Origin of the sequence: Rhizobium sp. CC1099 (assembly GCF_029714385.1) — a bacterium.
GTDB lineage: Bacteria > Pseudomonadota > Alphaproteobacteria > Rhizobiales > Rhizobiaceae > Rhizobium.
The window spans coordinates 509176-522457 of record NZ_CP121642.1; the positions used below are offsets into that span (position 1 = coordinate 509176).

Sequence of the window (13282 nt, forward strand, 5' to 3'; positions counted from 1 at the left end):
GTCATGAATGTTCTTAACTCTATGCGCGCGGTTGTAATGGCAGCCGCACTCGCCATCACGTCCTTGGCGATGACCGCCGAAGCCGGGGCGGTCACGCTCAATGACATCATATCACGCGGCACCGTCCGGATCGGCGTTCTGACCGGTGCGCCGCCGATGGGGATGGTGGATGAAAAAGGTAATCCGACCGGCTACGACGTTGACGTCGCCAACTTGATTGCCGGATATCTCTCGCTGCCTGTCGAACTCGTCCCACTGACGCCGCCGGCCCGCATTCCGGCGCTCCAGACCGGCAAGGTCGATTTCCTCGTTGCGACGCTGGCCCCGACAGGTGAGCGGGCCAAGACCGTCATGTTTACGCAGCCCTACAGCGCCTTTAACATGGATATCATATCCGGTCCCGACCAGAAGTTTGCGAGCCTTGCCGATCTTCAGGGCAAGCGCGTCGCGGTCAATCGGGGTTCGTCACAGGAAACCGCTCTTCGCAAGGCGGCGGTCCCCGGCATGGAGATCGTGGTTTTCGAAGACGACTCCACCAGTGCGCAGGCGCTGATTGCCGGTCAGGCGGACGCGGTCGCACTGCCGTCGACTGTGGGAGAAGCGATCATCAAGCAGCGTCCTGACGCTGGCCTCCAGGTCGGCTTCACCTTCTTCCAGCAAGGCAACTCGATGGCGACGAAGCTCGACGATTTCGAACTGCGTCAATGGCTGAATACGTCGATCTATCTGATGAAGATCTCCGGCGATCTCGACAAGATCGCGACGAAATGGACAGGCCGTCTGATGCCGACCCTTCCGTCCTTCTGATTGAGCTTGCGTGAGAGCCTGCCGGTGAGGCACCGGCAGGCCGCGAAACTTCGACGGAGCTCGCTTATGTCCTACACATTTCAATTCGGCGTGCTGGCCCAGTATCAGGGCGAAATCCTGAGCGGTATCTGGCTGACGATCAAGCTGTCGATCCTTTCGATCGTTCTCGGTTCGGCAGCAGGTGTCATGCTTGCATCCTTGCGCTCCATAAAGGGCGGTGCCGTGCGGTATCTTGTCGATGCCTACGTCGAGGTGATCCGCAACACGCCCTTTCTGGTCCAGCTCTTCATCGTCTATTTCGGCCTGCCTGGGCTTGGTATTCGCGTGGGCGCCGATACGGCGGCGCTGATCGGCATGACCATCAATCTTGCCGCCTATTCAACGGAAATCATCCGTGCCGGCATCGAGGCCGTGCACAAATCTCAGATCGAAGCGGGCGAGGCGCTTGGCTTCTCGCGTTTCCAGATCTATCGCCACGTCATTCTGGTGCCGGCGGTCGCCAAGGTTTATCCGGCGCTGTGCAGCCAGTTCGTGTTGATGATGCTGGCCTCCAGCATCTGCTCGGCAATTTCGACCCATGAGCTTGCCGCCTCGGCCGCTTTCGTCGAATCGCAGACCTACCGGTCTTTCGAAGTCTATATTGTCGTCACGCTGATCTATCTCGCGCTGGCGCTGGCGCTGCGCGCAGCCCTGGCATTCATGGGCATGTGGCTTTTTGGCAGGCGGGTTGCCCGCCGCACGATGACGGCCCTGCCGGAGGTGCCGGCATGACGCTGAGAACATTCGGTTTCGATGAATTCGGTTTCCTGCTGCAAGCACTGCAGTGGACCATTCTCCTGACGGTCATCGCCCTTGTCGGTGGAGGTCTGCTCGGCTTTGCCGTGGCGCTTGCCCGAACCTCACCCGTCAAGGCCGTGCGCTTTGCCGCAGGTTCCTATATTCAGGTTATCCAGGGCATTCCGGTGCTGATGATCCTGTTTTTGTCCTATTACGGCCTCAGCCTTGCCGGGCTTGAGCTGCCGCCGCTCTTTGCCGCCGGCGCATCGATGACGATCTACGCATCAGGTTATCTCGCGGAAATCTGGCGCGGCTGCATCCAGGCGGTGCCGAAGCAGCAATGGGAAGCGTCGGAATCGCTTGCCATGACCCGCCTTCAACAATACCGCTACATCATCCTGCCGCAGGCAATCCGTGTTTCGCTGCCGCCAACCGTCGGCTTTGCGGTGCAGGTGGTCAAGAATACGTCGATCACATCGATCATCGGCTTCGTCGAACTCGCCCGCGCAGGGCAGCTTGTCAATAACACGACTTTCCAGCCATTCCGCGTCTTCATCGCGGTGGCCGCTCTTTATTTCGTCGTCTGCTACCCATTGTCCCAGCTGTCGCGTTGGCTGGAAAGGAGGCTTCATGCCGGAAGTAATCGTTGAAAATGTTCACAAGAGCTTCGGTGCGCTCGAGGTTCTCAAGGGCGTATCGCTCAGCGTCGGGCGCGGAGAGGTCTTTGCACTGATCGGCCGGTCCGGTTCTGGAAAGAGCACGCTGCTACGCTGCATGAACGGTTTGGAAAAGATCAACTCCGGTCGCATCGAGATCGCCGGCCATGCGCTTGGAGGAGATGCAAAGGCGCTGCGAAGCCTGCGCACCGATGTCGGCATCGTCTTCCAAAGCTACAACCTCTTTCCACATTTGACCGTGGGCGAGAACATCATGCTGGCGCCCCGCATTGTCAAAGACGTTGCGAAGGCGGAGACACGGGAGATCGCCCGCGAGGTTCTCCAGCTCGTGGGCCTGTCGGAAAAATTCGATGCCTATCCGGACCAGCTTTCTGGCGGCCAGCAGCAGCGTGTGGCGATTGCCCGTTCCCTTGCAATGCGCCCGAAGGTGATGCTCTTCGACGAAGTCACCTCTGCGCTCGATCCGGAACTGACCGAGGAAGTGCTGACGGTCATGGAGAAATTGGCCCGCGATGGAATGACCATGATACTCGTCACGCATGAGATGGGTTTTGCGCGACGGGTGGCTACGCAGACGATCTTCATGCACAAGGGCACGATCTGGGAGCAGGGGGCATCCAAGGAGCTGTTTGTTAATCCACAGACGCCCGAGTTGCGGCAGTTTGTGAAATCGGACGTTAAGTAATCGTGACAGCGGGTGGGCAAGCAATCTTCTTCCGGCCCGCTATTTCCTCAGCGGCTTGTTTGACGCAGAATCAAATCCGGTCGGATCGTTATCACGCCCGCGCTGTCCGAAAGCGACCCGTCCAGGACGTCGAGAATGAGCCGCGCCGTTTTTGCTCCGATCTCGGCTGCAAAGGCATTGATCGTTGTCAGACTGGGAACGCAAATTGCGCCGATCTCGTAGTCGCCGAAGCCGCCGATGGCAATCTGGTCCGGCACCGCAATGCCGCGCCGTTGACATTCGGTAAGGGCGCCGAAGGCCGAAAGATCAGAAACGCAGATGACCGCTTCGGTATCTGGGAAATGCTCCAGCAACCGGCCCATCGCGTTCGCGCCCTCGCGCATTGAAATCGGCGGCGGCCCGGCGGCAATCAGGCGCGTCGCGTCCAACCCGTGATCCTCCATCGCGGTTATGAAGCCGGCTCGCCGATCGCTGCCGCGTGTGTCTCGATCAGCATCACCACCAATGAAGGCGACCTTTCTATAGCCGACGGTGACAAAGTGATCGATCATCTCGCGCACCGCCAATGCGTTGGAAAACCCGACCACGTGTCCAATCGGGTCTTCCGGAAGATCCCAGGTTTCAATGACGGGGATGCCGGCATTCGACAGGAGTTTGCGGGCTCGCGATGTATGCTTGCCGCCCGTTACCACGATTGCTTCGGGCTTGCGCCGCAAGAGCTGCTCGATCAGCCGCTCTTCTTCACGAACGTCGTAGTTCGTGTAGCCGAGCAGGACCTGCAAGCCCTTATCCGACAAGCCGTCCGACAGCGCCCGCACCGTATCGGCGAAATTGGCATTGTTGATCGAGGGGATCGTAACGGCCACGAAGTCGGTGCGCTGTGATCGCAGATTGGAAGCCGTGCTGTCGAAGACGTAACCAAGTTCCTCGGTTGCGCGTCTGACAGCCTCGCGTGTCTCTTGGCTGACGGAGGTGTCGCGCTTGAAAGCGCGCGACACCGTCATCGGCGACACGCCTGCCATGCGGGCGACATCCGCCATGGTTGGTGGTTTACGAATATTGGGCATTTGCATCCATGTTATCGTTACCAGATTGATACAACCGCCTTTACGCTTAATTTGCAAGCAGGTTGTGATTTCGCCTCGTTCAACGCGAAGCCAAAGGCCGATGCTTTGGGCCTCGACGGTTCGGTCTTTGGGTCTGCCCCTTGCCGGTAGTCGAACAGCCAAGAGGGCAGCTAGCCGCCACGGCGTCGAGCTTAGAGCGGGAATTCGTTCGCCTGGGTCACATGATGATGGATTCGCCCGTCAAAAAAGCGCGCCAATACCTCCTCCGTCGCTGCCTTGGCCGCAGTGCGGGCTGGACTTGCAAGCGCGGCCTCGACGGTTGCGAGATCGGGATAGTTGATCGCAAGGATCATGGGAATTTCCGGCGCTCCTTCATCGCGGGCATCGGCGAAGGTTACCCGGACATCGAGGGCGCCGGGAAAGGCCTTCCATTTCGGCAGGATGTCGTTGAGCACTGCGGCCCGAAACGCCTCCGTTTGACCGTCCTTCACTTTTCCTTCGAAGAGGGCATAGCGTGTTATCATTGTACGATGTCCTTGTTGGGTCCCTTGAAAAATTCCATAAGGGCGGCCTGGTCCTCACCGCCGAGACCGGCGGCAGTCAGCATGCGGTGAATTTCGGCGCACAGCGCCGTCAGCGGCATGGCGGTGTTGGTGCGGCGGGCGAGATCCTGCGCCCCGCTCAAATCCTTGACCATGTTGTCAATCCGGCCGGTGCGACGGTAATCTTTGACGACAAAGCGCGGCATGTATTCTTGCAGGATTGCGCTGTCGGCCCGGCCGCCTTTCAATGCCTGCGGGATCTTTGCCGCATCCACGCCGGCGTCGAGAGCCAATTGCGTCGCTTCCGCCACGGCCAGAAAATTGAGCCCGCAGAGAACCTGGTTGATCAGCTTCGTGGTCTGGCCGGCGCCGGAAGGCCCCATATGCGTGTAATTCGAGGCAACGTGCCGCAGCACCTCATGTGCATCAGCGACATCTTGTTCCTTGCCGCCGGCCATAAGCGTAAGCTGTCCGACCAATGCCTTGGGCGCGCCGCCCGACAGGGGACTGTCGACCCAGCGCAGGCCCTTTTCCGCCGCGTCGGACGCCAGGGCTTTCGTCGCCTCCGGGTCGATCGAGGACATGTCTATGATGACAGTTCCGGGCCTGGCGCCGCCTGCAACGCCGCCTTCGCCGAAGACGGCGAGCCGGACGATTTTCGCCGAGTTGAGGCTGAGGATGACATAGTCCGAGCCGGCGGCTGCTTCCGCCGCGCTTGCCGCCGGTAGAGCGCCTTTGTCGACCAGGTCGCGCATCTTGGTCGTGTCGAGATCAAAGACCGTCAAATGATTCCCGGTTTCGACGAGCCGCGTTCCGATGGCGCTGCCCATCGCGCCGGCGCCGATCAATGCAATCTTGTTCGTCATGTTTTCATTCCTTCCAATTGCGTGACGATTGCTTCGACGATCGCGCCGAGCGGCCGGTCGATATCTACGCTGAACGCGTTTTCGTCCGCGTCCGGTGGTTCGAGCGCTGCGAACTGGCTCGTCAGCAGGCCGGCCGGCATAAAATGACCTTTTCTTGCATTCATTCGCGCCTTGATGACCTCGGGCGTACCGGCAAGATGAACGAAGGTGATCGTCTCTCCGGAAGTTTGCGTGATGTGAGCGCGGTAGGCTCGCTTGAGCGCCGAACAGCCGACGATCTGCGGCCCTTCGGACTTGGCCAGAGTCTGGCCCACGAGGGTCAACCATGGCCAGCGATCCTCATCGTCCAAGGCCATGCCGCGGCTCATCTTGTCGATGTTCGCCGACGGGTGAAGGTCGTCGCCATCGAGATATGCCGCCCCCAATCGTGCGGCGAGCGCGGCCCCGACCGAGGACTTGCCGCACCCTGCAACCCCCATCAGCACCATTCGCTGCGGAACCTCAAAGAGAGGCCGTAATGCCACCGTCAACATAAAGCACATGTCCGTTCACAAATGAGGATGCGTTGGAGGCGAGGAACACGCAGGCGCCGACCAGTTCGTCCACCTTGCCCCAGCGGCCGGCCGGCGTGCGCTTTTCCAGCCAGGCGGAAAAGGCGGAATCGGCAACCAATGCGGCGTTCAATGGCGTATCGAAATAGCCGGGCGCAATGGCATTGCATTGCAGCCCGTATTTGGCCCAGTCGGTTGCCATTCCCTTGGTCAGATTGCCGACGGCGCCCTTCGTCGCCGTGTAGGGTGCAATGCCGGGACGTGCCAATGCAGTCTGTACGCTGGCGATATTGATGATCTTGCCCGCTCCGCGTTTGATCATGTGCCGTGCGACCGCTTGGCCAACGTTGAAAACAGTGGAGATATTGGTCCGCATAAGCTGCTCGAACGCGTCCGCCGGAAAGTCCTCGAGAGGCGTGCGATGCTGCATTCCCGCATTGTTTACGAGGATGTCGATCGCACCGATGGTTGCTTCGAAGCCATCCACTGCTGCGCGAACGGCCTCATGATCGGTCGCGTCGAATGCCAATTGATGCGTGCTGCCGCCGAAACCTCTCGCGGCTTCCGCAAGTTTTGCGGCGTCGCGGCCATTGAGCACGATTTCGGCACCGGCATTGGCAAGACCGCGCGCAAGGGCAAGGCCGATCCCCTGCGACGATCCCGTGACGAGGGCTCGGCGGCCCGTCAAATCAAACAAGTCCTGCCCCATTGGCTTCCCTCATTTTTTGTCTCGACATTCGCAATGCTCACCTTTATGTTATCGATAACATTAATTGTCAAGGGACGGAGACACCGAAATGAGCAAACCCCAGATCCTTCAAGTCGGGCCCTATCCGGAATGGGACGAAGCGCCTCTGAATGCTGCATTTTCGGTTCATCGCTACTTCGAGGCCTCCGACAAGTCGGACTTTCTTGCTGCTGTCGGTCCCAATGTCCGGGCGATCGCTACGCGAGGCGAACTCGGGGCCAGCCGGGCCATGATCGGGGCTTGCCCCTCACTTGAGCTGATCTCTGTCTATGGGGTTGGTTTTGATGCCGTCGATCTGGCTGCTTGCCGGGAACGTGGCATCCGCGTCACCAACACACCGGACGTGCTGACGAGCGACGTAGCGGATCTTGGCGTGGCGATGATGTTGTGCCTGTCGCGCGGCATGATTGGCGCGGAAAGCTGGGTAAAGGACGGAAGCTGGGCGGCAAAGGGGCTCTATCCGCTGAAGCGTCGCGTGTGGGGCCGCCGCGCCGGCGTACTCGGCCTTGGCCGGATCGGCTATGAAGTGGCCAAACGCCTTCAGGGCTTCGATATGCAAATCGCTTATTCCGATGTGGCGCCAAAAGATTTTGCCGCCAATTGGGAATTTGTCGCCGATCCGGTAGCGCTCGCGGCGCGTTCGGATTTCCTGTTCGTCACTTTGGCCGCTTCCGCCGCCACCCGCCACATCGTCGGCCGCGAGGTGATTGCGGCTCTCGGCGGGGAGGGGATGCTGGTCAATATCTCCCGCGCTTCCAATATCGATGAAGAAGCCCTGCTTGATGCACTCGAATGCGGTGCGCTGGGCTCCGCCGCCCTTGACGTGTTCGAAGGTGAGCCGAAGCTCAATCCACGGTTTCTCGCCCTCGACAATGTGCTCTTGCAGCCACACCACGCATCTGGAACCATCGAAACACGCAAGGCCATGGGACAGCTTGTTCGTGACAATCTCATGGCGCATTTTTCCGGTCAGCCCCTGCTGACCCCGGTTCTTTAAGGAGCGCGCCGATGAAAGCCATTGTCATTCACGGTCCGAAAGACCTGCGTATCGAGGAGCGCCCGATCGAAGCGCCAGGTCCCGGAGAAGTGCGCCTGCGCCTTGCGACCGGTGGCATCTGCGGCAGCGATCTGCACTATTACAATCACGGCGGCTTCGGCGCAGTCAGGCTGCGGGAGCCGATGATCCTTGGTCACGAGGTGTCCGCGTATGTGGAAGCACTCGGCTCGGGCGTTGAGGGATTGAAATCGGGCCAGCTCGTCGCTGTTTCTCCGTCCCGGCCGTGCCGATCCTGCCTATATTGCCAGGAAGGGCTTCACAATCAGTGCCTCAATATGCGGTTTTATGGCAGTGCCATGCCTTTCCCGCATGTCCAGGGAGCATTTCGAGAGGTTCTCGTCGCCGATGCCGTTCAATGCGTGTCGGCGGACGGTCTTACCCCAGGCGAAGCGGCGATCGCAGAACCCCTGGCCGTTACTCTTCACGCCACTCGCCGGGCGGGAGAAATATTGGGCAAACGGGTTCTGGTGACCGGCTGCGGGCCGATCGGCCTTCTGTCGATCCTCGCAGCCCGCCGTGCTGGCGCTGCCGAAATCGTCGCAACGGATCTCTCGGATTTCACCCTCTCGCTGGCACGCAAGGTCGGCGCGGACAGGACCATCAAAATGGGAGGCGAGCCGGATGCGCTGACCCCTTACGCAGCCCAAAAGGGCTCATTCGACGTCCTGTACGAGTGCTCCGGTGCCGCGCCTGCCTTGGTTGCCGGCATCGCTGCTCTTCGCCCGCGCGCCGTCATTATTCAGCTTGGCCTTGGTGGAGACATGAACCTCCCGATGATGGCGATTACAGCCAAGGAGCTGGACCTGCGTGGTTCCTTCCGCTTTCACGAGGAGTTTGCGACCGGTGTCGGACTGATGCAAAAGGGGCTGATCGACGTGAAGCCGCTGATTACCCACACACTTCCCCTATCAGACGCTGTGACGGCCTTCGAACTGGCAACTGATAGGAGCCAGGCGATGAAGGCGCAGATTGCCTTCAATTGACACCAGTCCCAACTCGCGTCCGGCTGTCCGAATAAGAATGGCCCGGTAAATCTGGGAGAAGAACGCAATGCCATGTTTCGAAGTGCTTGATCCGCTGTTTAGCACCTATGTGCTCGGCAATGCGCCGGTCAAGCAGATCGCCACCGGCTTTGACTGGGTCGAGGGCCCGGTCTGGTTCGGTGACGCGGGATTCCTACTGTTCTCGGACATTCCGAATAATCGCATCCTTCGCTGGTCCGCGGGCGCTGGGGTATCGGTATTCCGAGAGCCGTCAAACTTTGCCAATGGCAATACGCGCGACAAGCAGGGCAGACTGGTGACATGCGAGCATGGAACGCGGCGGGTGACACGGACGGAACTCGACGGTTCCGTCACTGTAATTGCAGACAGCTACCAGGGCAGGCGGCTAAACTCCCCTAACGATGTGGTGGTAAAATCGGACAATTCGATCTGGTTTTCCGATCCGCACTACGGGATCATGACCGACTACGAGGGCTATCGTGCCGAGCAAGAACTGCCATGCCACGTCTACCGGGTGGAGCCCTCCGGAAAAATCGAAGCCGTTCTGACGGATTTTGCCTGCCCGAACGGCCTGGCCTTTAGTCCAGACGAATCTCGCCTTTATGTTGCCGATACCGGGCGGATGTTCAGCTCAGATCCGCGACATATCCGGGTCTTCGATGTTGCGTCCAACGGCAGGCTTGCCGGCGGAGAGGTGTTTTGCGCCATCAATCCCGGATGCGCGGATGGTTTTCGGATCGATGGTGAAGGTAACCTGTGGTCTTCGGCAGCCGATGGGGTGCACTGCATCGCTCCAGACGGTCATCTGATGGGCAAGATCCTCGTCCCGGAGCTTGTGTCGAACCTTTGCTTCGGGGGTCGTGCAAAACATCAGCTCTTCATCGCTGCGACAACGAGCATTTATGGAATCGTCCTCAATCGAAGAGGCGCTCAAAATCCGTGAGTTCACCCGATCGCGCGATCAAATCTGAAATCGAACACGACGGTTTTCAGGTCGAACCTTTTCAAGGCGATTTTGCTGGTGCATTTGTCTCGCACACCGCCGTTGAAGCTGCCTGTTACGCCCCGAACGACTTTGGAGGTTGCTAAAGCAGTCCGGTGGTGCAACCGACCGCTCATCGCCTCATGTCGACAAACCTGCCCCCTGAAGATCACCGCAGCCAGTGCTGCCCCTTCGAAGCTTGCGGCAGCCTCAAGAAGCCACCGGGGCACCCACGAATGCGAAATAGAGCCAGGCGACCGCAAACAAAACAAGCACGCCGAGTACAATGAGAATCTTGCGAAGACGGGGATCTCGCTGACGGGGCGGCCTGGGCTTGCGAAACTTGATGACATTGTCGTCCATCACACAGGCTTAGCGCGATTGCCGGGCGAAGTGCAAGTCGATCGAAATTCCGCCGCCTCTCTTAAAGCTGCGTCAAAATCCGTCGGCATCTCTTGCGGCCCTCGTGCACGATCCGCTCCAGTACTCGGGCTGGATCACCGGCTCCTGTGACGATCTGCTGGGGAACATCTCCGCAGACCTGATCGACCTTGGCGGCAAGTTGGCCAACGCGCTTTACGGTCGATGCCGGGCTCAGCCCAGTCTCTTCGGCGAACGCTTTCCACTGCTTCCCATGTAAATCCGCCGCGAGAAAGCTGCCGCCAATATTTTGCGGCAGGTGTTGATCTACCCGGTCGTAGATTGCCGCGCAGATCAGATCGTAGGGCGCAAGCTTTGCAGTTCCGCCCGCACCGATCAGGACTGAGCAGTTCTTCGCCTGGGAGTCGGAATTGCAGATCAACACGAAAGATCACTGCGTCCAGCAGCCCCCAGGCGCTCTGCGGGAGAGACGAGATCGGCGACGGCCTTAAACATCTGTGGTAGCGTGACGCCGGATCCACCTGCCGCATTCTCATATTCCTGCGATGGGAAGTGACCGGTGCGCTGGCAAAGATCCTCCTGATGGAGCGTGCGGATTTGCAATCCCTAGGACTTGGGAAGACTTGTCGGCGACGAAGAAATGTCGGATGCCTGAGCGTCTCGAGCGCGTCGGACCATCGCGAAAGAGACCGATGGTTCAGAACTCTGCAGTGTCTGTATCGGGGTTCGTGGGGCGCTCTTTGCCTCTCATGGTCTGGGCGTCGCCAGCCGCTTCGGAAGAACCGGTTATATATCGGTGTGCCTGGGCGGCTCGAGTTCGTCTGCAGATCCTTGCCAGCCCGCCTGGAGTTCGCGACTGAGAGAAGAGTACAACAAGCGGGAGTATGTGCCGACCAGCCAGAAGGTCGAAACCTATAGCAAATGCTTCTCATCGAAGTCGCGACAGCCAAGGTAAAGATGAAGAGGCCGTGCGTCGTCAAGAGATCGATAACGCCACCATGAGCGCTGCGGCCCAGAACAGGGCCGACAGTTCAGCTGCCACCATGAAACCAACAGCGGTATCGCTCATAATCTAAACCCTCCTTAGGCAACCTCCATTGCTGAAAGGAAACTATAGGGCACAGCTGGAGGTTCGGCTACCCAACGGGTGTCAACTATTCCTCGAGCAATCGAATCAAGACCCGGCCGGGAGGGACGAGTTTCGCAGAACGCCTTCACGTAAGCAGGGAGTACATCAGAACGCCGACGGAACCCCAGAAAACAACCATCACGAGTGACATCGCAACAACGAAGATCTTAGCCATAGCGAAAACTCACAACCCTTTTGCGTACAAACATATTGTAGCTGCCGAGAGGTGGTATCGGCACGAAGTCTGAGAAACGGTCGGACTTTGGTCTGATATTCGCTCTTTACACCTGCCCGACCGGGCCTGACGGTGTTTCGGCGCGGCATTTGAGCCCATCTCCATGAAGGACCGTGGCAAATCTGGCAGCCGCAATCCTAAAGGAAAGGGCCGGGCGACACGCGCACCGGCCCTTCCCGATCAATCGACGACGGCTGCCAGTACATCCGTGGTCAGCCGTCAGTACGAATTTGATGAATCCATGATAGCGTCTTCGACGAGAAGCGCTATTACCCAAGGGTAGTACATTTGGCGGACGTACCGGTCACCACCCCACTGGCCGAGGGAGGGCCCATCGGAGATGGGCTCGGGAATGTCCTCATCGGTGCCCGACAGTGTGCTCTGACCGCACACGCGCCGGTCGCAGCTATCCTGGGCGCAGAACAGGGCGGAACATTAGGCCGGGATTGAAAGGCACGCCTGTCATTGAAGAGAACGGATCGGGCGATTGGGAGGGACACCTCTTCAAGAACTAGCTAGATTGGATCAATCGACAACGTTTCCACACTGGCACAATTTTAATTCCCTGAGGCGCAAAGGAAAGATCATGAATAAAGCCGTTAATGCGAAGGAGCCAAGTGCAGTCGACATAGAAGTCGGAAGGCGAATCCGTATGCAACGACGGGTGCTTGGCATGAGCCAGTCAGCGCTTGCTGAACGGGTCAGTGTCACATTTCAGCAGGTGCAGAAATACGAGAAGGGAAGCAACCGGGTGGGGGCGAGCCGGCTTCAGGGCATTGCCGACTGTCTGAACGTGCCTGTTTCATTCTTTTTCGAAGGAATGGCCGGAGCGGATGAAAGTGAATCAGGTTTAGTGAAGGGCATGGACGATCTGACGGGCTTTATTTCCACCGCCGAGGGGCTCGCGCTAAACCGCGCATTCCTTGCTGTAAAAGACGCCCGAATACGGCAAAAGATCGTGGGTTTGGTAAAGTCGCTTGCGTCGCTGGAAGGCGACGACTGATACTCACGGATTCCAAGAATAGGATGCTTCCGGCCCATGGCGGTTGTAGGCTTGCTGTTCACTTCAGTTGTGAAAACCGACAACAGCAAGATGCGGTGGTTGGGCCGGAGGCGAGGCGACAGCCGGGCAATTGACGTGGCCTGGCCGCCATTCACGTAGTTTCCGCCGCTTAAGCAGGACCGATCATTAATCCTCACACCCTTTGATCCGGGCGACTTTGCCGCCAGGAGATAGACCGAAACGACAAACGACCGGCATGGCGGGCGTGTAGGTAGCGGTGCCCCTCAACTCGACGCGTGCCCCGTCCTTGGAAAAAGTCATTTCTGGCGTGCCTATGCTGTAGAAGCCACCTTTAACCAATTCCAGGGAATGGACGATTTGGGCGTCATCTGTTTCAGTCGGCACTGATTTCCATTCCACCACGACGCGCGACGATACGTGCTCAAAGCCCTGGTTCACAACGATGATGCGGTAACTTCCTTCGCCGACGCCGTCTTCTTGCCAGTGTCCGCCTTCAACGACAGACACGACATTCGTGTCTACGAAGGTTTCGGCGAATGCCGCGTTTGCAACGAGCAGAAAAATGCCCCCACATAACCTCGGGATCGTTGGGTACGCGCCGCCGACACATTTGCCGTTCATCATCATCATCATCAACAACGCAAGAATACCTTTAGTAGAAAGGCCTGATCCTAGCACGATCAAGACGCCTCGCGAGCCGCGATTGCGCCTCGCCCGGCAGAGGATCCAAATCAGCCGCCGTCGACCACG

At 58.9% G+C, this 13282-nt stretch carries 15 protein-coding genes; 8 read left to right on the top strand and 7 right to left on the bottom strand.

What is annotated here, in order from left to right; all coding sequences use genetic code 11:
- Positions 1-3: 3 nt before the first annotated feature.
- From QA644_RS23650 to QA644_RS23665, 4 genes are all read left to right on the top strand, one after another.
- Positions 4-807, top strand: coding sequence for a transporter substrate-binding domain-containing protein (locus QA644_RS23650; protein ID WP_283073549.1), 804 nt, complete (start codon positions 4-6; stop codon positions 805-807).
- A 66-nt stretch (positions 808-873) separates the two neighbouring features.
- A complete protein-coding gene (locus QA644_RS23655) occupies positions 874-1578 on the top strand; it encodes an amino acid ABC transporter permease (protein WP_074071468.1) in 705 nt (234 codons plus the stop codon).
- The gene (locus QA644_RS23660; protein WP_074071469.1) at positions 1575-2234 is read left to right on the top strand and encodes an amino acid ABC transporter permease; all 660 of its coding nucleotides are present in this window, start codon (positions 1575-1577) and stop codon (positions 2232-2234) included. The genes QA644_RS23655 and QA644_RS23660 overlap by 4 nt, the downstream gene beginning before the upstream one ends.
- Positions 2215-2946, top strand: coding sequence for an amino acid ABC transporter ATP-binding protein (locus QA644_RS23665; protein WP_194731489.1), 732 nt, complete (start codon positions 2215-2217; stop codon positions 2944-2946). Before QA644_RS23660 ends, QA644_RS23665 begins: the two co-directional genes overlap by 20 nt.
- 47 nt (positions 2947-2993) lie before the next feature.
- Here QA644_RS23665 and QA644_RS23670 read toward each other — a convergent pair whose 3' ends face one another.
- From QA644_RS23670 to QA644_RS23690, 5 genes are all read right to left on the bottom strand, one after another.
- Positions 2994-4013, bottom strand: coding sequence for a LacI family DNA-binding transcriptional regulator (locus QA644_RS23670; protein WP_074073021.1), 1020 nt, complete (start codon positions 4011-4013; stop codon positions 2994-2996).
- Between the two features lie 191 nt (positions 4014-4204).
- A complete protein-coding gene (locus QA644_RS23675; protein WP_074071471.1) occupies positions 4205-4537 on the bottom strand; it encodes a hypothetical protein in 333 nt (110 codons plus the stop codon).
- Positions 4534-5421, bottom strand: a complete 888-nt coding sequence (locus QA644_RS23680) for an NAD(P)-dependent oxidoreductase (protein WP_283073550.1) — start codon at positions 5419-5421, stop codon at positions 4534-4536. The genes QA644_RS23675 and QA644_RS23680 overlap by 4 nt, the downstream gene beginning before the upstream one ends.
- Positions 5418-5909, bottom strand: coding sequence for a gluconokinase (locus QA644_RS23685; RefSeq protein ID WP_283073551.1), 492 nt, complete (start codon positions 5907-5909; stop codon positions 5418-5420). The genes QA644_RS23680 and QA644_RS23685 overlap by 4 nt, the downstream gene beginning before the upstream one ends.
- 13 nt (positions 5910-5922) lie before the next feature.
- Entirely contained in the window at positions 5923-6681 is a 759-nt protein-coding gene (locus QA644_RS23690; protein ID WP_283073552.1) for an SDR family oxidoreductase, read from the bottom strand.
- Positions 6682-6769: 88 nt separating this feature from the next.
- On the opposite strand from QA644_RS23690, the gene QA644_RS23695 reads away from it, so the two are divergent.
- The 3 genes from QA644_RS23695 to QA644_RS23705 all read left to right on the top strand — a co-directional run bounded on the left by QA644_RS23695 (position 6770) and on the right by QA644_RS23705 (position 9724).
- Positions 6770-7717 carry a 2-hydroxyacid dehydrogenase gene (locus QA644_RS23695; RefSeq protein ID WP_194731486.1) on the top strand — a complete coding sequence of 316 codons (948 nt, stop codon included), beginning with the start codon at positions 6770-6772 and terminating at the stop codon, positions 7715-7717.
- A gap of 11 nt (positions 7718-7728) precedes the next feature.
- Positions 7729-8760: an L-idonate 5-dehydrogenase gene (locus QA644_RS23700; protein ID WP_283073553.1), complete on the top strand. Its 1032-nt coding sequence runs from the start codon at positions 7729-7731 to the stop codon at positions 8758-8760.
- Between the two features lie 67 nt (positions 8761-8827).
- Positions 8828-9724 (top strand): SMP-30/gluconolactonase/LRE family protein, encoded by an 897-nt coding sequence (locus QA644_RS23705; protein WP_283073554.1) that lies wholly within the window; start codon positions 8828-8830, stop codon positions 9722-9724.
- A 463-nt stretch (positions 9725-10187) separates the two neighbouring features.
- Here the strand turns inward: QA644_RS23705 and QA644_RS23710 are convergent, their stop codons facing one another.
- Positions 10188-10568 (bottom strand): HipA domain-containing protein, encoded by a 381-nt coding sequence (locus QA644_RS23710; RefSeq protein WP_283073555.1) that lies wholly within the window; start codon positions 10566-10568, stop codon positions 10188-10190.
- A 1526-nt stretch (positions 10569-12094) separates the two neighbouring features.
- On the opposite strand from QA644_RS23710, the gene QA644_RS23715 reads away from it, so the two are divergent.
- Positions 12095-12511 carry a helix-turn-helix transcriptional regulator gene (locus tag QA644_RS23715; RefSeq protein WP_074071477.1) on the top strand — a complete coding sequence of 139 codons (417 nt, stop codon included), beginning with the start codon at positions 12095-12097 and terminating at the stop codon, positions 12509-12511.
- A 186-nt stretch (positions 12512-12697) separates the two neighbouring features.
- Here QA644_RS23715 and QA644_RS23720 read toward each other — a convergent pair whose 3' ends face one another.
- On the bottom strand, positions 12698-13216 hold the full coding sequence (locus tag QA644_RS23720) for a hypothetical protein (protein WP_283073556.1): 519 nt from the start codon (positions 13214-13216) through the stop codon (positions 12698-12700).
- Positions 13217-13282 lie beyond the last annotated feature (66 nt).

Coding starts and splice junctions, on each gene's coding strand:
- QA644_RS23700 (WP_283073553.1), top strand. CDS start 7,729: ATGAAAGCCATTGTCATTCACGGTCCGAAAGACCTGCGTATCGAGGAG.
- QA644_RS23675 (WP_074071471.1), bottom strand. CDS start 4,537: ATGATAACACGCTATGCCCTCTTCGAAGGAAAAGTGAAGGACGGTCAA.
- QA644_RS23680 (WP_283073550.1), bottom strand. CDS start 5,421: ATGACGAACAAGATTGCATTGATCGGCGCCGGCGCGATGGGCAGCGCC.
- QA644_RS23670 (WP_074073021.1), bottom strand. CDS start 4,013: ATGCCCAATATTCGTAAACCACCAACCATGGCGGATGTCGCCCGCATG.
- QA644_RS23690 (WP_283073552.1), bottom strand. CDS start 6,681: ATGGGGCAGGACTTGTTTGATTTGACGGGCCGCCGAGCCCTCGTCACG.
- QA644_RS23685 (WP_283073551.1), bottom strand. CDS start 5,909: ATGGTGCTGATGGGGGTTGCAGGGTGCGGCAAGTCCTCGGTCGGGGCC.
- QA644_RS23665 (WP_194731489.1), top strand. CDS start 2,215: ATGCCGGAAGTAATCGTTGAAAATGTTCACAAGAGCTTCGGTGCGCTC.
- QA644_RS23705 (WP_283073554.1), top strand. CDS start 8,828: ATGCCATGTTTCGAAGTGCTTGATCCGCTGTTTAGCACCTATGTGCTC.
- QA644_RS23660 (WP_074071469.1), top strand. CDS start 1,575: ATGACGCTGAGAACATTCGGTTTCGATGAATTCGGTTTCCTGCTGCAA.
- QA644_RS23715 (WP_074071477.1), top strand. CDS start 12,095: ATGAATAAAGCCGTTAATGCGAAGGAGCCAAGTGCAGTCGACATAGAA.
- QA644_RS23655 (WP_074071468.1), top strand. CDS start 874: ATGTCCTACACATTTCAATTCGGCGTGCTGGCCCAGTATCAGGGCGAA.
- QA644_RS23650 (WP_283073549.1), top strand. CDS start 4: ATGAATGTTCTTAACTCTATGCGCGCGGTTGTAATGGCAGCCGCACTC.
- QA644_RS23695 (WP_194731486.1), top strand. CDS start 6,770: ATGAGCAAACCCCAGATCCTTCAAGTCGGGCCCTATCCGGAATGGGAC.